The organism is Reyranella sp. (assembly GCF_965249915.1).
In the GTDB taxonomy this organism is placed as follows: Bacteria; Pseudomonadota; Alphaproteobacteria; order Reyranellales; family Reyranellaceae; genus Reyranella.
Map to the genome: position 1 here is coordinate 3,825,086 of NZ_OZ252257.1, position 17,884 is coordinate 3,842,969.

Annotated in this window: 15 protein-coding genes; 7 read left to right on the forward strand and 8 right to left on the reverse strand. The window is 67.2% G+C overall.

All coding sequences use genetic code 11. The features are described 5' to 3' along the window. Positions 1 to 27: 27 nt before the first annotated feature. Together ACP15H_RS18925 and ACP15H_RS18930 are read left to right on the forward strand one after the other, a co-directional pair. Entirely contained in the window at positions 28 to 972 is a 945-nt protein-coding gene (locus ACP15H_RS18925; protein ID WP_425067704.1) for an SMP-30/gluconolactonase/LRE family protein, read from the forward strand. A gap of 2 nt (positions 973 to 974) precedes the next feature. Next, positions 975 to 2,192: an MFS transporter gene (locus ACP15H_RS18930; protein ID WP_425067705.1), complete on the forward strand. Its 1,218-nt coding sequence runs from the start codon at positions 975 to 977 to the stop codon at positions 2,190 to 2,192. Here the strand turns inward: ACP15H_RS18930 and ACP15H_RS18935 are convergent. Beyond that, the gene (locus ACP15H_RS18935; RefSeq protein ID WP_425067706.1) at positions 2,189 to 4,723 is read right to left on the reverse strand and encodes an HWE histidine kinase domain-containing protein; all 2,535 of its coding nucleotides are present in this window, start codon (positions 4,721 to 4,723) and stop codon (positions 2,189 to 2,191) included. The genes ACP15H_RS18930 and ACP15H_RS18935 overlap by 4 nt on opposite strands. Continuing rightward, the gene (locus ACP15H_RS18940; RefSeq protein ID WP_425067707.1) at positions 4,716 to 5,297 is read right to left on the reverse strand and encodes a biliverdin-producing heme oxygenase; all 582 of its coding nucleotides are present in this window, start codon (positions 5,295 to 5,297) and stop codon (positions 4,716 to 4,718) included. The genes ACP15H_RS18935 and ACP15H_RS18940 overlap by 8 nt, the downstream gene beginning before the upstream one ends. Before the next feature lie 97 nt (positions 5,298 to 5,394). On the opposite strand from ACP15H_RS18940, the gene ACP15H_RS18945 reads away from it, so the two are divergent. Next, positions 5,395 to 5,736 (forward strand): response regulator, encoded by a 342-nt coding sequence (locus ACP15H_RS18945; RefSeq protein ID WP_425067708.1) that lies wholly within the window; start codon positions 5,395 to 5,397, stop codon positions 5,734 to 5,736. A gap of 46 nt (positions 5,737 to 5,782) precedes the next feature. Continuing rightward, entirely contained in the window at positions 5,783 to 6,943 is a 1,161-nt protein-coding gene (locus ACP15H_RS18950; protein ID WP_425067709.1) for an enolase C-terminal domain-like protein, read from the forward strand. Positions 6,944 to 7,285: 342 nt separating this feature from the next. On the opposite strand, the gene ACP15H_RS18955 is transcribed toward ACP15H_RS18950, so the two are convergent. Next, positions 7,286 to 8,263 (reverse strand): Bug family tripartite tricarboxylate transporter substrate binding protein, encoded by a 978-nt coding sequence (locus ACP15H_RS18955; RefSeq protein ID WP_425067710.1) that lies wholly within the window; start codon positions 8,261 to 8,263, stop codon positions 7,286 to 7,288. Between the two features lie 92 nt (positions 8,264 to 8,355). Here ACP15H_RS18955 and ybaL point away from each other — a divergent pair, with 92 nt between their 5' ends. Then, entirely contained in the window at positions 8,356 to 10,023 is a 1,668-nt protein-coding gene (gene ybaL, locus ACP15H_RS18960; RefSeq protein WP_425067711.1) for a YbaL family putative K(+) efflux transporter, read from the forward strand. A 100-nt stretch (positions 10,024 to 10,123) separates the two neighbouring features. Next, positions 10,124 to 10,594: a YHS domain-containing (seleno)protein gene (locus ACP15H_RS18965; protein ID WP_425067712.1), complete on the forward strand. Its 471-nt coding sequence runs from the start codon at positions 10,124 to 10,126 to the stop codon at positions 10,592 to 10,594. A gap of 16 nt (positions 10,595 to 10,610) precedes the next feature. Here the strand turns inward: ACP15H_RS18965 and ACP15H_RS18970 are convergent, their stop codons facing one another. Continuing rightward, a complete protein-coding gene (locus ACP15H_RS18970; protein ID WP_425067713.1) occupies positions 10,611 to 12,488 on the reverse strand; it encodes an adenylate/guanylate cyclase domain-containing protein in 1,878 nt (625 codons plus the stop codon). Between the two features lie 122 nt (positions 12,489 to 12,610). Here ACP15H_RS18970 and ACP15H_RS18975 point away from each other — a divergent pair, with 122 nt between their 5' ends. Further along, entirely contained in the window at positions 12,611 to 13,246 is a 636-nt protein-coding gene (locus tag ACP15H_RS18975) for a hypothetical protein (RefSeq protein ID WP_425067714.1), read from the forward strand. Between the two features lie 206 nt (positions 13,247 to 13,452). Here ACP15H_RS18975 and pncA read toward each other — a convergent pair whose 3' ends face one another. The 4 genes from pncA to ACP15H_RS18995 form a co-directional block, all read right to left on the reverse strand. Next, positions 13,453 to 14,196: a bifunctional nicotinamidase/pyrazinamidase gene (pncA, locus tag ACP15H_RS18980; protein ID WP_425067715.1), complete on the reverse strand. Its 744-nt coding sequence runs from the start codon at positions 14,194 to 14,196 to the stop codon at positions 13,453 to 13,455. Positions 14,197 to 14,260: 64 nt separating this feature from the next. Then, a complete protein-coding gene (locus tag ACP15H_RS18985) occupies positions 14,261 to 15,109 on the reverse strand; it encodes an enoyl-CoA hydratase/isomerase family protein (RefSeq protein WP_425067716.1) in 849 nt (282 codons plus the stop codon). Positions 15,110 to 15,230: 121 nt separating this feature from the next. Continuing rightward, on the reverse strand, positions 15,231 to 16,097 hold the full coding sequence (locus ACP15H_RS18990) for a TauD/TfdA dioxygenase family protein (RefSeq protein WP_425067717.1): 867 nt from the start codon (positions 16,095 to 16,097) through the stop codon (positions 15,231 to 15,233). 73 nt (positions 16,098 to 16,170) lie between these two features. Then, positions 16,171 to 17,745 (reverse strand): hypothetical protein, encoded by a 1,575-nt coding sequence (locus ACP15H_RS18995; RefSeq protein ID WP_425067718.1) that lies wholly within the window; start codon positions 17,743 to 17,745, stop codon positions 16,171 to 16,173. Between the last annotated feature and the right edge of the window lie 139 nt (positions 17,746 to 17,884).

Sequence of the window (17,884 nt, forward strand, 5' to 3'; positions counted from 1 at the left end):
CTCAGGGAATGAAACGAGGAAACCAAGATGTGGCAGCCCAGCGAGCGCTATCCGGATCCGGCCGTGCGCGTGCTCGACCCGTCGTTCAACCAGTACCGGTTGCCGCTGGCCTCGGTCGAACGGCTCTACACCGGCTGCCGCTGGTCCGAGGGGCCCGTCTGGTTCGGTGACGGCCGCTACCTCCTGTGGAGCGACATTCCCAACAACCGCGTGCTGCGCTGGGACGAGGAGACCGGCAACGTCTCGATCTTCCGCAAGCCCTCGAACAATGCCAACGGCCATACCCGCGACCGGCGCGGCCGGCTGATCGCCTGCGAGCACGATGCCCGCCGTGTCGTCCGCTTCGAATATGACGGCGCCATCACCGTGCTGGCCGATTCCTACAACGGCAAGCCGCTCAACTCGCCCAACGACGTGGTGGTGAAGTCGGACGGCTCGATCTGGTTCACCGATCCCACGTTTGGAATCCTGGGCTACTACGAAGGCCACAAGGAAGAGAGCGAGAACAGGCCCGCCGTCTATCGGCTCGATGCGACGACCGGCAAGCTCGCGATGATGGTCGATGACATTCCCGGCCCCAACGGCCTCGCCTTCTCGCCCGACGAGAAGAAGCTCTATGTCGTGGCGTCGCGCGCCGAGCCGCACCGCACGATCCTGTCCTACGACCTCTCGACCGACGGCACGACGCTGGGCAAGGGCTCGGTGCTGATCGACGCCGGGCCCGGCGGCTCGCCCGACGGCTTCCGGGTCGACGTCGACGGCAATCTGTGGTGCGGCTGGGGCATGGGCTCGGCCGAACTCGACGGCGTGCGCATCTTCAATCCGGCGGGCAAGCCGATCGGGCATATCGACCTGCCCGAGCGCTGCGCCAACGTCTGCTTCGGCGGCCGTTACCGCAACCGCCTGTTCATGGCGGCCAGCCACTCGCTCTACGCGCTCTATGTCAACACGCAGGGCGCGATCGGCGGCTGATCATGTCCGGAGTCGAGTCGAGTTATGCCTGGTGGCGCCTGGCCGCCAGCGTGACGCTGAGCACGGTGGGCGGCATCGGCATGTGGTGCCTCGTCGTGGCACTGCCGTCGATCCAGCAGGATCTCGGCGTCACCCGCGCCGACATTTCGTTCGCCTACACGATGAACACGCTGGGCTTCTTCGCCGGCGGAGTCACCTGGGGCAAGCTGGTCGACAAGCGCGGCATCGTGCTCACCGCAGTGCTGAGCGCCACGGGCCTGGCGCTGGGCTTCGCGCTGGCGCCACTGGCGACCGCGCTGCCTCTGTTCGCCGCGGTCCAGGTGCTGATCGGCTTCAGCTCGGCCGCGACCTTCGCGCCGCTGGTCGCCGACATCTCGCACTGGTTCGACCGGCGGCGCGGCATCGCCGTGGCCATCGCCGCCTCCGGCAACTATCTCGCCGGCGCGATCTGGCCGACGATCATCCAGATGCTGATCCACGATCATGGCTGGCGGGTCACCTACTGGGTGGCCGGCGCGCTGTGCTTCGCCGCCATGATCCCGCTGGCCCTGACGCTCCGCCGCAAGCCGCCGCAGGAGCAGATGAACGCCGCCGCAGGAACGCCCGGCGCTGCCGCACATTCGCCGCGCTCGCTCGGCCTTTCGCCGAATGCGCTGCAGGCGGTGCTGGTCGTCGCCGGCATCGGCTGCTGCGTGGCCATGTCGATGCCGCAGGTGCATATCGTCGCCTACTGCGCCGACCTGGGCTACGGCGTGGCGCGCGGCGCTGAGATGCTGTCGCTGATGCTGGGCTTCGGCATCGTGAGCCGCATCGCCTCGGGCTGGATCGCCGACCGGGTCGGCGGCATCAAGACGCTGCTGCTGGGCTCGACCCTGCAGTGCGTGGCGCTGGTCTTCTATCTCGTCGACGATTCGGTCAACTCGCTCTACCTCGCCTCGGCCATGTTCGGCCTGTTCCAGGGCGGCATCGTGCCGTCCTACGCCATCATCGTGCGCGAATACTTCCCGCCCAGGGAAGCCGGCTTCCGGGTGGGCCTCGCCATCTCATCGACCCTGGTCGGCATGGCGCTGGGCGGCTGGATGGGCGGCGTGCTGTTCGACATGACCGGCTCCTACCGGGCCGCCTTCATCAACGGCATCGCCTGGAACCTGCTGAACGGCGCGGTCGCGTGGTGGCTCCTGTTCCGCCAGAACCGCCGCAACGTCTTCGCGGCGGGTTAGCGGCGCATCGCCATCAGCAGCGCGTCGCCGCTATAGGGTTTGCGGATGCGCGGCACGCCAAGCAGCTTGGGCGGGAAGGCGATGTCCTCGCCGTAGCCGGTGGTGAACACGAAGGGGATGCCGAGCGAATCGAGATGCTCGGCGACCACGAAGCTGGTTTCGCGGCCGAGATTGATGTCGAGCAGGGCGAAGTTCGGCGCACGGGTGGCGATCGCACGCATGGCCTGCGCGACGCTGGCGGCCACCCGGACGGTCTCGATACCGGCGCGGACCAGCGAACTCTCGGCATCGAGTGCGATGATCATGTTGTCCTCGACGATCAGCACATCCTTCGGCAGGTCCGCCGCACTTACCTCCGCTGCCGCCTCGGCGGGCGGTTCGGCCAGCGCGCCCGCCGCCGGACGAACATAGCTCGCCGGAATCACGAACCTGGCGCACACGCCCGTCACTTCGTAGGCGACCGTGGCCTCGCCCTTCAGGTCGTAGGGGATCGAGCGCTCGATCACGGTCGAGCCGAATCCGCGCCGTGTCGGCGGCGTCACCGGCGGACCGCCCCGTTCGGTCCAGGTGATGTGCAGGTCGCGCTGCGCATCGAGCCGGGTCTCGATATCGATCGAGCCGCTACTGTCGCTCAGCGCACCGTACTTGGCGGAATTCGTCATCAGCTCATGCACGACCAGCGCCAGGGTGGTGAAGCCCTGTGGCTCCAGCAGCATCTCAGGCCCCGACAGGCGCACGCGCGTGGCCTTGCCCCCCAGATAGGCGCCGACCTCGGCAGCAACGAGACCGCGGAACGAAGCCGGCCCCCAGTTGTCGGCGGTGATCTGGTCGTGCGCGCGCGCCAGGGCCTGGATGCGCCCCCTCACGACCTCGGTGAAGGCATCGACCGTCAGGGAGGGATCGCGGCTCTGCGAGATGACGCCGCGGATCAGGCCGAGAATGTTGCGGACCCGATGATTGAGCTCGGCGATCAGCAGTTCCTGCCGCTCCTGCGACCGCCTGCGTTCGACCTCGGTGATGTCGGAGAGACGCAGGATGACCTCAAGCAGGCTGACCCGCAGGCTCTCGGCGATGCGCACGTCTACCGGCTCCCAGGGAATCGACTGGCCCCTCACCGTCTCGCGCCACAGCTCGAAGCTCTTGCGCGGCGTCAGGCGCGCGCCCAGCGGGCCGATCGTCATCGGTTTGCCGGGATCGCCCGCCCAGCTCACCGATCGCGCCGCTTCCTTGCGGAAGAAGATGAGGAAGTCGCGCGCCGGCCGCGACAGGGGCACGACCAGCATGCCGGCCGCACGGTCGGCGAAGTCGCGGCCCGGCGGATACTCGGCCGCGATCTCGTGGCAGGCCAGCACGTCGCCGAGGTCTCGACGCGTCAGATGGTCGATCAAGCCGATGAACTGTTCCTGCGTCGGGGCCATGCCCTGCAGGCTGGCGTGGCCGCCCGTCCAGACGCCGATCCCGTCGCAGGACAGGAGATCGGCAATCTCGTCGAGGTGCGAGACGATGCTGTCGAAGCGGGTCGCTTCGGCTGCCATCACGGTGACGAGCTGGTTATGGAGCTTGCGTGCCCGCGCCTCGTAGGCCGCTTCGCCGTCCCGCTCCCGGCTCTCCATCAGCAGCGAGAACATCTGGCCGAACAGTTCGGCCGCCGTGCGCCGTTCGAACGGCACGGTGTGGGGTCCGTAATGATGGCAGGCGAACAGGCCCCACAGTTTGCCGTCGCGCAGGATCGACACCGACATCGAGGCCCCGACGCCCATGTTCTGCAGATACTCGATGTGGATCGGCGAGACGCTGCGCAGCACGCTCATCGACAGGTCGAGCGGCCGGCCGGCGATGAGGCCAGGCTGAATCGCGACAGGCTTTGCGGACACATCGGCAATGATGCGCAGCCAGTTGCGCTCGTAGAGGATGCGCGCCTGCCGGGGAATGTCCGACGCGGGATAGTGCAGACCGAGATAGCTTTCCAGGCCACCGCGCGCCGATTCCGCGATCACCTCGCCCGAGCCGTCATGGTCGAAGCGATAGATCATCACGCGATCGAAGCCGGTGAGGCCGCGCATTTCGCGGGCCGCGACCCGGTAGAAGGTCCGGAGATCCGGCGTCTGCTGCAGGCGCGCGATCATGGCGCGCACCAGCGCTCCCGAGTTGACCCCCTGCTCGTCGATGCAAGGTTCGGCCTCGATGACGATCGTGTCGCCGTTCACATGGACGGCGAGGTCGAAGCGCGAACCGTCGGCCAGCAGCGCCACCGAGAAGGCCCGCGCCACGGTGTTGGTGAACACCGCGGTCTGCAGCTGGCCCCGAATGAGATGGATGGCGTCGTGGGTGAACACGTCCTCGATCGGCCGGCCAACCAGTTCGGCCGGGCCGGCCCCCAGCCACACGCCGGCATTGCTCGACAGGCGCGTGATGATCCATTGCGTGCTGTCGAGCGCGACCAGAAAACCGAACGGCTGGATCGCCCCCAGGAGATGAATCGGCTCGCGATCGCAGTTGGTGAGGTCGACGGGAAACACAGGGTCAGGCATGGGCTTGTTCCGTCATGAACAGTCCGAACGTCTCGCGGGCGCCCAGCATCGCCCGCTCCGGCGCCGCCGCCACGGCTTGCGAGTCCTCTAGCCGCTGCAGGAAGCCACGCCAGAAATCGGCGCCGGCCCCGTGGCTCAGATAGTGGGTGGCCGCCCGCACCAGCGGATCGGCGCTCGCCCGGGCGCGCTTGACCAGAAGGCTCCCGCCGAGGCGTGAGCCCTCCAGCACATAGAGGCGACCGAACAGGCGCGCTTCGTCGCTCGTCACGTCGACGGCTATCGCGGCCGGTGCGCGGACGCCCAGTATGTCGAGATCTCGCTGCAGCGCGCCGGACCTGCGTCGCAACCGCCAATCCGGAAGCAGGCGCTCGACGCCGCCCTGCTCCAGCGCCCGCTCCAGCGGCGGAACCGCGCGGGCGAGCGACAGAAGGAACGCCGAGTAGGCATTCTTATCCGTCTCAAAAGGACCGGAGAAGCGCCCGTCAACCTCTGCATGGAGCGCCGAGGTTGCCGTACGCAACATCTGGCGGGCGGAGGGCCGTCCGGGCGCAGCGATGGAAAACGCCCGCTGCATTCGATCGATACTACGCAACAGGCCGTCCAAAGTTCGACTAACTGATTTGTGATTTTCGCGGCAACCTGTTCGATGCGACGGCGTTTCCCTACTCGCCATGGGCAAGCACGTTCTCATTGTCGAAGACGATGAACTGGTGGCGGACCACCTCGCGGCGCTCGTCCGCGACCAGCTCGACTGCACGCCCCACGTCGCCGGCAGTACCGGCCACGCAATGGCGCTGGCATCTCAGCGGGTCGACTTCGGCTTTCTCGACATCAAGTTGGCGGACGGCCTGACTTTCCCTCTGGCCAAGCACCTGCGCGAGCAGGGCGTGCCCTTCGTCTTCGTATCGGCGAGCGATCCGGCCAAGGTTCCCCCCGACCTCGCGACCGCGCCCTTCCTGCGCAAGCCGGTGTCGCCGCCGCAACTACTGGCCGCCGCGCGGCAGCACCTGTAGAAACTCTGGACCCGGCCCGACGGCCCTTCCAGACACGGACGCCACCATGCGCATCGTCGCCATCCGCGACATCGTCTCGCCCATCCGCTCCAAGATCGCCAACGCCTACATCGACTTCAGCCAGATGACCGCTTCGGTCGTGGCGGTGGTCACCGACGTGATGGTCGACGGCAAGCCGGTGGTGGGATTCGGCTTCAATTCGAACGGCCGTTACGCGCAGCACGGGCTGCTGGGTGAGCGCTTCATTCCGCGGCTCAGCCAGGCCGAGCCTGAGTTGCTGCTCGATGGTGAGGGGCTGCTCGATCCCGCGAAATGCTGGGCCGTCATGATGGCCAACGAAAAGCCCGGCGGCCACGGCGAGCGCTCCGTCGCGGTCGGCGTGCTCGACATGGCAATCTGGGACGCCGTCGCCAAGGCCAAGCGGGTGCCGCTCTGGAAGCTGCTGGCCGACCGCTACAATGGCGGCCAGGCCGACGAGAAGGCGTGGGTCTATGCCGCCGGCGGCTACTACTATCCCGGCAAGGGGCTGGACGGGCTCAAGGACGAGATGAAGCACTATCTCGGCCTCGGCTATTCCTGCGTGAAGATGAAGGTGGGCGGCGTGCCGCTGGCCGAGGACCTGAAGCGCATCGAGGCGGTGCTGGACATCGTCGGCGCCGGCGAGCGGCTGGCAGTCGACGTCAACGGCAAGTTCGACCTCACCACCGCGATCGAGTTCGGCCGCGCCATCCAGGGCTTCGGCCTGCGCTGGTACGAAGAGCCGCTCGACCCGCTCGACTATCTGGCGCACGCCGCGCTCGCGACCGAATATGCCCCGCCGCTCGCCACCGGCGAGAACCTGTTCTCGATGCAGGATGCGCGAAACCTGATCCGCCACGGCGGCCTGCGTCCCGACCGCGACATCCTGCAATACGATCCCGCTCTGTCCTACGGGCTGGTCGAGTATCTGCGCACGCTCGAGATGCTGAAGGCGCACGGCTGGTCGCCTCGGCGCTGCGTGCCGCACGGCGGCCACCAGTTCGCGCTGAACATCGCCGTCGGCCTGCAATGCGGCGGTAACGAATCCTACCCCCAGGTCTTCGCGCCGTTCGGCGGCTTCGCCGACGACTGCGCGGTGGTTGACGGCCGTGTGTCGCTACCCGACACGCCCGGCATCGGCTTCGAACGCAAGGCCGACCTGTGGTCGGTCATGAAGGAAATTGCCTGAAGGCGTAATCCAGCTTCAACAGGCCGAGCGTCAACCGCTCCTCGACACTGCCTTCTTAGGCCTCGAAGGCCGCCGTGAATACCTCGCGCTTCGACGCGCGCACGATGGCGCGCAGCTTCCTGTTCGCGGCCGCGTCCTCAAAGCCCGCGAGCACGCCTTGTCATGCCCCGCGCCCCTTGGCTCGTCAGGCGCGGAAGCCTTCCCAACTGGCATTGTTGTGGGTCTGATACCGACCGTCCTGCGGGAGCCCACTGCATCCCGCGGCGGCGCCGGCTACGGCGAAAGCTAGAGCCAGTGTGATCGTTCTGATGAGATATGCCATGGCGCCGACATGGCACCCGCTCATTCGGGTTTCAACAAACCTGACTTCACAAGTGCGCTAACGCCCGCTTCCTGGTCCTTCATATAAGCTGCGAACTCCTCCATCGTCGACGGGCGTGGCACGGCGCCGAGCTCGGCAAGCTTCGCGGCAATGGCCGGGTCCTTCAGGGCCGTGACCACGGCGCCGTTCAGGGTTTCGAGGATGGGCCTGGGCGTCTCGACGCGCGCCAGCACGCCGGCCGTGGTGCCGCCGTCGAACGGCTTGCTGCCGATGTCGGTGAGTGATGGCATGTCCGGCAATTGCGCGATGCGATCGGGACTCATCGCCAGCAGGCCCTTCAGCTTGCCCGACTTGATGTGCGGCAGGGATGTCGTGAGCTGGTCCATGTAGAGATCGATCTGGCCGGCCATCAGGTCGGTGAGGCCGGGGCCCGATCCCTTGTAGGGGATGATGTTGAACTTCACGCCCTCGTTCACTTCGAGGCGCAGGATGGCGATGTGGTTGGTCGTGCCGTTGCCGGCATGGCCGATCGTGACCGTGCCGGGCTTCGCCTTCGCTTCGGCGAGTGCGGCGCGCATGTCGGGGAAGCGCCCGTCGGGCTTGCCGACGAGGATCATCGGCACGGTCGACAGCAGGCTGATCGGCGCGAACAGCGGCACCAGCGACGGCTTGCCCGCGAGATAGGGCGAGACGTACAGCACGCTGAAGCTGCCCATCACGACGGTGTAGCCGTCGGCCGGCGCATTTGCCGCCGCTTCGGCGCCGACGAGGCCGCCGGCACCGGGCCGGTTGTCGACGAGCACTGTCTGGCCGAGGGCGCGCGACATGCCCTCGCCGACCAGTCGCGACGTCAGGTCGTAATTGCCGCCGGCCGCGAAGGGCGCGATCCAGCGGATCGGCTTCGTGGGATAGGCTTGCGCCCATGCCGTCGCGCCTGCGGCGCCGACCGTCGACACGGCGAGGCCGCTGCCCAGCAATGTGCGTCGCGATATCTTCATTTCGAGCCTCCCCAATTCCGCTCAGACTGATTGCAATTTCCAGGGAGGCGCGCCACACCGGAAGCGTCCATTCACTCGCTGAGAGAAACCGGATGCCGGAGCATCAGACCCCGCTCATTGCGACGATCGCTGCGGGTCTGATGCTCGCCTTCGTACTGGGCCTGATCGCCCAGAGGCTGCGGGTGCAGCCGCTGGTCGGCTACCTGCTGGCCGGCGTCCTGGTCGGCCCCTACACGCCGGGCTTCACGGCCGATCCCGCGCTCGCCACCGAACTCGCCGAGATCGGCGTCATCCTGCTGATGTTCGGCGTCGGCCTGCACTTCTCGCTGAAGGACCTGCTGTCGGTCGCACGCATCGCCATTCCCGGCGCCATCGGGCAGATCGCTGTCGCGACCCTGATGGGCGCCACCCTTTCCTGGGCGTTGGGCTGGCCGCCCATTGCCGGCTTCGTGTTCGGCCTGGCGCTCTCCGTCGCCAGCACTGTCGTCCTGATCCGCGCCCTGCAGGAGCGCCACATCCTCGAAACGCAACGCGGCCGCATCGCCGTCGGCTGGCTGGTGGTCGAAGATCTCGCGATGGTGCTGGCGCTGGTCCTGCTGCCGGCGCTGGCGGTGGCGACGGCGGGCAACGGGGTGCCCGCAACGCACATCCTGTTCACCCTTCTGGTCACGCTGGCCAAGGTCTCGATCTTCGTGGCGATCATGCTGATCGTCGGCCGGCGCGTCATACCCTGGCTGATGCATTTCACCGCGCATACCGGATCGCGCGAACTGTTCCGCCTCGCCGTCTACGCCATCGCCCTCGGGGTGGCCTATGGCGCCGCCCATCTGTTCGGCGTCTCCTTCGCCCTCGGCGCCTTCTTCGCCGGCATGGTGCTGGGCGAAAGCGACCTCAGCCAGCGCGCCGCCGAAGAAGCCATCCCGCTGCGCGACGCGTTCGCCGTGTTGTTCTTCGTCTCGGTGGGCATGCTGCTGGACCCGGCGGTATTCGTGGAGCACCCGCTGGCGGTGATCGCCACCATCGCCATCATCATCGTCGGCAAGTCGGTGGCCGCCTACCTCATCGTGCGGGCATTCGGGCACAGCCGGTCGACCGCCTTCACCGTCTCGGCGAGCCTCGCGCAGATCGGCGAGTTCTCGTTCATCCTGATCGGGATCGGCATCGGCCTGGGCATGGTACCCAAGGAGTCGCGCGACCTCATCCTGGCCGGCGCCATCGTGTCGATCATGTTCAATCCGCTGGTCTTCACGTTGCTCGAGCGCCTGGGGCAGGAGAAAGCCGCCGAACCGGCCGCCCAGCCCGACGAGCCTGCGACCGCTCTCACGCCGACGACCCTGACCGGCCATGACATCGTCGTGGGCTACGGCCGCGTCGGTTCGCTGGTCGGCGCCGGCCTGCGGGGCGACGGCGCCAAGATGATCGTCGTCGAGGCGAGCGATGCCGGCGTCGCCCGGGCGCGCGGCGACGGCGCCGAAGTCTTCACCGGCAACGCCGCCGAACCGGCGATCATCGCGGCCCTCAACCTCGCCGGCGCGCGGCGCCTCTACGTCACCATCCCGGAGGCCTTCGAGGCCGGCCAGATCGTCCAGCAGGCCCGCGCCGCCAATCCCAGGCTCGACATCCTGGCCCGGGCGCATTCGAGCGCGACGGTCGAGCATTTCGAGAAGCTCGGCGCCAATCTCATCGTCCTCGGCGAGACCGAGATTGCCCACCGTATGCTGGAGCGCGGCCGCGCCGACACGTCCACGACTCAGGTCTGACTGGGGTTGGACGGCCGTTCACAGGCCGCCCCTATCGCGCCCAAATTGAAGCCCATCTCGCAGCGTATGACTCGATCGCCGTCATATCCTGGAGACTGAAATGTCCACGCGCCGTGCATTCCTGTGGGCAGTGGCCGCAGCGACCGTCGCATCCGGCATGGCGGCAGCGCCTCCGGCCTTCGCACAACCGAACCCGGCGAGCGCCGCGCGCCTCGGCCTCAAGGGCTACGATCCGGTCGCCTACTTCACCCTGGGCGTGGCCACCCCCGGCGTCGCCGACCACGAACTCATCTGGGACGGGGTGCGCTACCGCTTCGCCAATGCCCAGCACCGCGACCTGTTCAGGGCCGATCCCGACAAGTACGCGCCGCAGTTCGGCGGCCAGTGCGCGATGAACATGGCCAACGGCAACCTGCGCGAATCCGACCCGACGATCTGGACGATCTCCAACGGCCATCTCTATGTCTTTGCCAGCGCCGCGGGTTCCGAGCGGTTTCGCCAGGACTCCGGGGCCAACGCGACGAAGGCCAACGGCAACTGGCAGACCCTGAAGAACGCACCCCGACCGTAAGCCGGCCGCCGTCGCGTCAGTCCAACCCGGCCTTGCGCAGGCTCTCCGCGAGCCGCTGCTGCAGGGCTGGATCCTGGAAGCGCGAGCCGAAGCTGGCGGCGTCGAGATGCGGGTTCTTGCGCCGGCCCTCTTCCATCGCGTCCTTCGCTTCCGGCGTGCGTCCCATCTCGGCATAGGCGCCGGCCAGCGGCAGGTCGAGCAGCGGATAGGCCGGGAAGCGGGCGCGCACGGTCTCCAGCAGGCGCACCGCATCGGCATAGCGGCCGCTCAGCAGATAGGCGATGCCGAGATTGAGCGCGGCTTCGGGGCCGATGTTCGGGTTGAGACGGTTGGCGATCTCCGCGGTCGCGATCGATTCCTCGATGCGGCCGGTCCACAGCAGCACCGCGGCCCGCGCCCGCAGCACCTCGGCGTCGCTGGGATTGATCTCGAGCGCGCGCTCCGATTCAGCCATCGCCAGGTCGTACTTGCGGGTCGCGGCATAGGCACGGGCGAGCAGGCCGTGCGCCAGCACGCTCTCCTCGTCGAGGTCGATCGCCTTCTGCGCGTAGCGGATCGCGGTGTCGATGTCCTGCTGGGGAAACTCCGACCAGCCAAAGGTGGCGCGCTCGAAATGTACGCCGGCCAGCTCGGCATAGGCATCGGCATAGTTCGGCGCCATCACCATCGCCTTCTCCAGCATCTCGCGCGCCGCCCGGTTGCCCGACGGCGTCGTCTCCGCTGCCCGCGTGCGGCCCCGCAGCAGCATGTCGTAGGCATCGAGATTGTCGGTCGGCTTGCGCAGGCTCTGCTGCACGGCGAGCTGCTGCAGGTTGGTCGCCAGGGTGCCGGCGATCCGGCGGGCGATGCGATCCTGCACGGCGAAGATGTCGCCCAGATCGTCGTCGTAGTGCTCGGACCAGAGCTGCGTGCCGGTCATCGCGTCGCTGAGCTGGACCGTGACGCGCACCCGCGGGCCCATGCGACGCACCGTGCCGCCGACGATGTACCGCGCCCGCAGCGCGCGGCCGATCTCCTGCGGCGGCAGGTTCTTCCCGCGGAACGGCAGCACCGCCCCGTAGGACAGGACCGTGAGCTGCTTGAAGCGGCCGAGCGCGCGCGTGATGTCCTCGGTCAGCCCATCGGAGAAGTAATCCTGGCCGGGATCGCCGCTCTGGTTGGCGAACACCAGCACCGCCACGGACAGGCCTGTCTCGACCGGCACCGGCGCGGCCGCCACCGCCTCCTCCGCCGGCAGCAAGTGGCCGGAGAAATAGGCCAGGGTGCCGGCACCGGCGAGGAGGACCAACGCAACGGATGCAACGGCGGCGACGAGGCGCTTGCGCGCCCGTGGGAGCGGCCGCGACGGTGCGCCGTCGGCCAGCGACGCGGAGTCGAGCGCATAGACGCGGACCGGCCGGTCGATGTTCTTCACCGAGCGGTTGCCGAGGTCGCGGAACGGCAAAGCGAGCTTATCGCGGACGGGCTCGTAGACGGCCGCCGACAGGACGATCGACCCGGGCTCGGCCACGCCCTGCAGACGCGCGGCGACGTTGACCGTATCGCCGAACACATCGTCGTCGGAGGCGATGACATCGCCCAGGTGCAGGCCGATGCGAAAGGTCTGCCGCCGTTCCACCGGCACGCCGTCGTTGCGCCCCGCCATGCCGCGCTGCAGCTCGACGGCGGACCGCACCGCTTCGACCGCGCTGCCGAACTCGACCATCACGCCGTCGCCCACCGTCTTCACGATACGGCCGCCGAACCGCTCGATCACCGGCGCCACCAGCTCGGCCAGATGGGCGCGCAGGTCGACGAGGGTGCGCTCCTCGTCTGCGCGCATCATGCGGCTGTAGCCGGAGACGTCGGCGAACAGGATCGTCGCCAGCCTGCGGGTGGTGATCGGGGACGTCATCGGTCTCGCGTCAGCGCCGGGTGTGATAAAAGACGAACTTCACGGTCATGCTGCTGCTCCCTTGCAGCGGCCACAATATGGCGCTCGGACGGCCCTTGCCGCCAGAGCGGTGCGAGAGCGAGATGTCACCGTTCCTGTTCCTGTCCCGACACCTTGCCTGCCTCCTTTGCGTCACCCTTGCGACACCGGCGCTCGCCCAGAGCGAGGCCCCGACCGTGCTCGACTGCACCGGCCCCTTCGCCCGCACCGCCGACGAGCGCACGCTGGCGCGGGTGTTCGGCGCTGCCAACGTCGAACGGGCCGCCATTCCCGTCGGCGAGGGCAACACCGAGCCGGGAACCGTCATCTTCGCCAGGGATCCCACCAGGCGCATCGAAATCCTCTGGCACGATTCCTATGCCCGACCCAACGTCGTCATCATCCGCAACGGCTCGACCTGGCCGGTCGCCGTCACCGGCCTCGACAGGCCGGTGACCAACGGCACCACCCTGGCGGAAATCGAGGCGATGAACGGCAAGCCCTTCACCCTGACGGGCTTCGGCTGGGACCTCGGCGGCTATACCAACGGCTGGGACGGCGGCCGGCTCGACAAGCCGGTCGGCGGCTGCAACCTCTCGCTGCGCTTCGACCCGCCAACCGATGCGCCCGGCGATGCGCTCGACAAGGTGAACGGCGACGTCGAGTTCTCCTCCACCGACTCCGCGATGCGTCAGGTCAAGCCCGTCGTCATCGAGATCGAGCTGGGCTGGCCGCAGTAGCGGCTCGAATCTTTTCGAGTCGGATAAAGTCACCACCACCAACCTCATGCTGAGGAGCGTCCCGCCGGGACGCGTCTCGAAGCATGGGCACGAGCACCGCGCCTGTTGCCGATCCTTCGAAACGCGGTCCGGAGTTTACCCCGAGGTATTCGAGGGGGCCGCTCCTCAGGATGAGGTGGTGCGGGTCGACTTGAAGCGGAAAGACCCTAGGAAATGTCGCTCGCCTGAATGCGCTTCACGCCGGCCGCCGTCATTTCCTTCCAGGCCGCGGCCAGCGAGCCGTTGAGATCGATGGCGCGGGTGGCGTCCTCGATCACGTAGGTGGTGAAGCCGAGCTTGCGGGCATCCAGCGCCGTCCAGGCGACGCAGAAATCGGTGGCGAGGCCCGTCAGGAAGACGGTGTCGATGCCGCGAGCCTTGAGATAGGCCGCGAGCCCCGTCGTGGTCTTGCGATCCGCCTCCTCGAACGCCGAGTAGCTGTCGACACCCTTGTTGAAGCCCTTGCGGATGACGAGCTGCGCCGTCGGCAGCTTGAGGTCCTTGTGCAGCGCCGCGTCGTCGGAGCCCTGCACGCAATGGTCGGGCCACAGGACCTGCGTGCCGTATGACAGGCCGATCGTCTCGAACGGCTTCTTGGCCGCATGCGCGCTGGCGAACGAGGCGTGGCCCGGCGTGTGCCAGTCCTGCGTCACGATCACGTTCTGGAAGGCGCCGGCCAGCTTGTTGACGATCGGCACGACCTCGGCGCCGCCCTTCACCGGCAGCGTGCCGCCGTCGATGAAGCAGTTCTGGACGTCGATGACGATCAGGGCGCTGTTGGCGCCGGGCTTGATCGGATCGGCGGCGAGGAGCGGCGAGATCGTTCCGCCGACGATGGCGCCAGATACGCCAAGAGCGACTGCCGATCGCACGAAGCCGCGGCGCGACAGGCGGATTGCGGTTGATGTCATGGCCATCCTCCGATGCTGGACGATGCCGCAGTCTAGCGCCCCATAGCCGAAGAGGCGACCGCGATCACAGGCCCTTGAAGGCCGGCGGACGCTTTTCGGCGAAGGCGCGGCGCGCTTCCTTGGCATCTTCGGAGCCGTTCAGGATGCCGCCGGCATTCGAGGTGAGGACCATGGTGGTCTCCATCGTGCTGTCGAGGGCCGCGCGCATGATGCGCTTGCCGACCCACTGCACGAGCGGCGGCACCTTGATGATACGGTCGCACAATGCCCGCGTGGTCTCCTCGAGCTTGTCCGACGCCACGAGGTGATTGAGCATGCCCCAGTTATAGGCGCGGTCGGCGTCGAGCTCGCCGGTGTAGGCGAATTCGAGCGCACGGCCGAGGCCGACCATTTTCGGCAGATAGTAGGAGCCGCCATTCTCGATGATCTGGCCGGCATTCTGGTAGCCGATGAAGCGGGTCTTCTCGCAGCCGATGCGGATGTCGCAGTGAAGCGCCATGTCCATGCCCGAGCCGACCGCCGGGCCGTTGATCATGGCGATGGTCGGCTTGCGGATCAGCGAGATGTCGCGATGGAGCTTGGTGAAGCCGTGAAAGAAGTGCTGGCGCGCGGCATCGGGTCCTTCGTGCGTACCGCGGTTGCCCGGGAACTCCTCGCCCGTCACTTCGGGCGGCATCTTCGAGCGCAGGTCGGCGCCGGCACAGAAAACGCGACCGACACCGGTGAGCACGATCACGCGGATTTTCGGGTCGTCGTCGCCGGCACGCATGTACTCGCCCACCTTGGCGACGGTGCCGTTTTCCTCCGCCGTGCCGACGAGCGCGTTGAGCCGGTCCGGGCGGTTGAACCTGATCCAGAGGATTCCATTGTCCTCGGGCTCGTAGGACAGATAGTCGACAAGCTTCGGCGCCATGCGTGTTTCCTCCACTGCTGATCGGGCGAACGCGGAGTATCGACCGGCGCACGGCCATCGTCATGGGTGCAGTTTCGCAGCGCCTGTCAGAGCTCGCCGGCCCTCGTCCGACGAGGCGCGGTCAGGCGGCCTCGTCCAGCGACGAGCAGGTGCCGCTGACGCGGGTCTGGCGCATGTAGCGGCGGTGGCGATCGGCGTCGTAGCCGCTGCCGGCATGGAGCAGGCAGCGATTGTCCCAGAGCACGACGTCGCCCGGCTGCCAGGCGTGGTGATAGACATGCTCGGGCCGGATCGCCTCATCGGTCAGCGCGTCGATCAGCGCGCGGCCGGCCGCCGGGTCCATGCCCTCGATCTCGCGGACGTGGCTGCCGAGGAACAGGTTCTTGGCTCCCGTCGCCGGGTTGGTGCGCACCAGCCGCTGGCGCACCGGCGGCAGAGAGGCCGCCAGCTCCGGCGACACGGCATCGGGCGCGACCTTCGAGCGCGAATGGACGTAGTCGTGGATCGCGATCAGCGGCTCGAGCTCGGCCTTGCGCTCGGCCGAGAGACGGTCGTAGGCGGCGCGCAGCGAGACGAACATGGTGATGCCGCCCTCGGACGGCGTCTCGTAGGCGCACATCACCGAGAGGAAGGCCGGCACCGGTTTGAACGAGGCATCGGAGTGCCACATGTTGTTGCCGGTGAGGAAGATGGTCTTCTTGTGCGTATTGCCCAGCACCGTGCCATCCTTCTGCACGTTGCCGATGGTGCCGAAATACTCGACCTTGCCGACGCTGGTATGGCTGGGCTCGGGATTGCCGAGCTGCCGCGTCAGCGCGAGCTGGCTGTCGTCGTCCATCGACTGATCGGGAAAGCAGACGAACGAGTAGCGATCGATCGCCGCCCGGATCTCCGCGACCAGATCCGGTGAAAGCGGCGTGCCGACATCGACGCCGCGCAGGCGGACGCCCAACTCGGGATGGAGCGCTTCGTACTGGAGCTGAGACATGGCGGGCGAACTCCGTGATATCGTCAGGTGACAGTCTTCCCCATTTGAAGAGGCACGGCTAGACCGAGACCGCCTATTGCCGGACGAGGAGCTGCCAACTCTCCGATACCAGTTCCGATCGGTAGTGCCGCTCGAGATAGGGCGCGAAGCGTTGCAGAGCTTCCCTCGAAATATCCGTGTTTGTCGGGAATTTGGGGATCAGTACATAGCGAACGTTCGCCAGGGCGGCCTCGGGGCTCGGCCAGGGGAAGCCGAGATCGTACCAAAGATTGCCGCCGGCGGGCGGCGCCCATCCCAATGCGAAGGGCAGTGGATTGACCTGGTCGATCACCGCAACCCCGCCCGGTTCACGACCATCCCCTTGCAGGAGACTGACGGCCTCGACGATCGTGTGAACATACTGGAGTTGCGTGACCGGCGGATCGCCATGGACCGAGCGTGTCCGCAAACGCCAAGAGTAGTCTCCGCCCCGCGCGGAAAGCGCATGCCAGGACGGCACCATCTCGACGGGGACGGAAAGCCCCTTCAACGCGGACGTCTGGACCGTATGGACGTTGAAGTCGCTGAAGGCCCTCCTCGCATAGAGGCCGAGGCTGAAAGTCGTATTCAAGCAGATGATGGCCGGCAATGTGAGCAGCGCGGCAAGACAGAAGGAGACTGGCGACGGGCCGGCTGAGCGGTGGAGGCTCAGCTCCCTGTAAAGCAGGAAAACCGACACTGAACAGAGCGTGAGCCCGCGCAACTGGGCGTTCTGGCTGAGGATCGCAACGCCCGCGCCATAGAGAGCGAGCACGGCGAGGATGAGTCGGAACGACGCCCACTTCATGCGCCATAGCGCGACCGCGGCGAAGAGAATCGTCAGATAGATCGAAAGCTCGAACGCATTGGCCGAGAACATGATCAGCAATTCCAAGATGCGCGACCTGACGGCGCCCGAACCGACCGCCGAAGAGATGTCGTCCAGGTAGGCCCAGTTCCACGGCCCCACCAGCAGCGCCGACGTTGCCAACATCGCGACGGCCCAGCTCCGCCAGCGCTCGAGCACCGATGGATTGACGATGAAGGCCGCTACGCAGACGCCGAGGCCCGCCAGGAAGTAGGTGATCTTGAGATAGAACAGAAGCGCGAGGAGACCCGCGACGCATGCGACGTCCCACCAATGGCCCCGGCCGTCAGCCATCGGCGGCAGAAACAGCGCCAGCGCGAGCACGCTGACGACGGACCAGCCATAGAGGTTGTACGACATCGCGAAGGTGAAGTCGTCGAGCAGGTCGCCCGTGTTCGTGGGAAGCAGACAAAGCTGCGACACCATCAGCACGAATATCGCCGCGGGAACCGGCGAGAGACGTCTCAGGGCCACGACCGTGGCAATGGCGAATACGATGGCCGACATCGCGATCTTGCCGACGAGGAACGCACGCAGCGACACGCCGATGAGATGAAAGCCCAGAACGGTCAACCAGAAAGACCCGGCGCCCAGCGGATCGTGAACGTCCGTATGGAGGGACTGGCCGTTGAAGATGGCCCAGGCACCCGACAGATTGAACAGGAGGTCCCAGGCCATGACCCGGGAGTACACCGTCGGCGGCACGACAAGCATGGCCGCGCTGGCGGCCAGTACACCGAGGACGACCAGAATGCAGAGCATCTGAGCCCGGCGACTCCCGAGCGGTCCATCCTCCCGCGGGGAGGAACCGAATTCGCCTGCCTTGAGCGCGATCCTAGACATCCGACCCCTGCACCACCTGTCTGCCAGCATCAATTGCCGGGCCCATCGAGCTTGCGAA

Bases quoted from the DNA above. Each gene is read 5' to 3' on its own strand.
- ACP15H_RS18925 (WP_425067704.1), top strand. From the start codon at position 28: ATGTGGCAGCCCAGCGAGCGCTATCCGGATCCGGCCGTGCGCGTGCTC.
- ACP15H_RS18930 (WP_425067705.1), top strand. From the start codon at position 975: ATGTCCGGAGTCGAGTCGAGTTATGCCTGGTGGCGCCTGGCCGCCAGC.
- ACP15H_RS18935 (WP_425067706.1), bottom strand. From the start codon at position 4,723: ATGCCTGACCCTGTGTTTCCCGTCGACCTCACCAACTGCGATCGCGAG.
- ACP15H_RS18940 (WP_425067707.1), bottom strand. From the start codon at position 5,297: ATGCAGCGGGCGTTTTCCATCGCTGCGCCCGGACGGCCCTCCGCCCGC.
- ACP15H_RS18945 (WP_425067708.1), top strand. From the start codon at position 5,395: ATGGGCAAGCACGTTCTCATTGTCGAAGACGATGAACTGGTGGCGGAC.
- ACP15H_RS18950 (WP_425067709.1), top strand. From the start codon at position 5,783: ATGCGCATCGTCGCCATCCGCGACATCGTCTCGCCCATCCGCTCCAAG.
- ACP15H_RS18955 (WP_425067710.1), bottom strand. From the start codon at position 8,263: ATGAAGATATCGCGACGCACATTGCTGGGCAGCGGCCTCGCCGTGTCG.
- ybaL (WP_425067711.1), top strand. From the start codon at position 8,356: ATGCCGGAGCATCAGACCCCGCTCATTGCGACGATCGCTGCGGGTCTG.
- ACP15H_RS18965 (WP_425067712.1), top strand. From the start codon at position 10,124: ATGTCCACGCGCCGTGCATTCCTGTGGGCAGTGGCCGCAGCGACCGTC.
- ACP15H_RS18970 (WP_425067713.1), bottom strand. From the start codon at position 12,488: ATGACGTCCCCGATCACCACCCGCAGGCTGGCGACGATCCTGTTCGCC.
- ACP15H_RS18975 (WP_425067714.1), top strand. From the start codon at position 12,611: ATGTCACCGTTCCTGTTCCTGTCCCGACACCTTGCCTGCCTCCTTTGC.
- pncA (WP_425067715.1), bottom strand. From the start codon at position 14,196: ATGACATCAACCGCAATCCGCCTGTCGCGCCGCGGCTTCGTGCGATCG.
- ACP15H_RS18985 (WP_425067716.1), bottom strand. From the start codon at position 15,109: ATGGCGCCGAAGCTTGTCGACTATCTGTCCTACGAGCCCGAGGACAAT.
- ACP15H_RS18990 (WP_425067717.1), bottom strand. From the start codon at position 16,097: ATGTCTCAGCTCCAGTACGAAGCGCTCCATCCCGAGTTGGGCGTCCGC.
- ACP15H_RS18995 (WP_425067718.1), bottom strand. From the start codon at position 17,745: ATGCTCTGCATTCTGGTCGTCCTCGGTGTACTGGCCGCCAGCGCGGCC.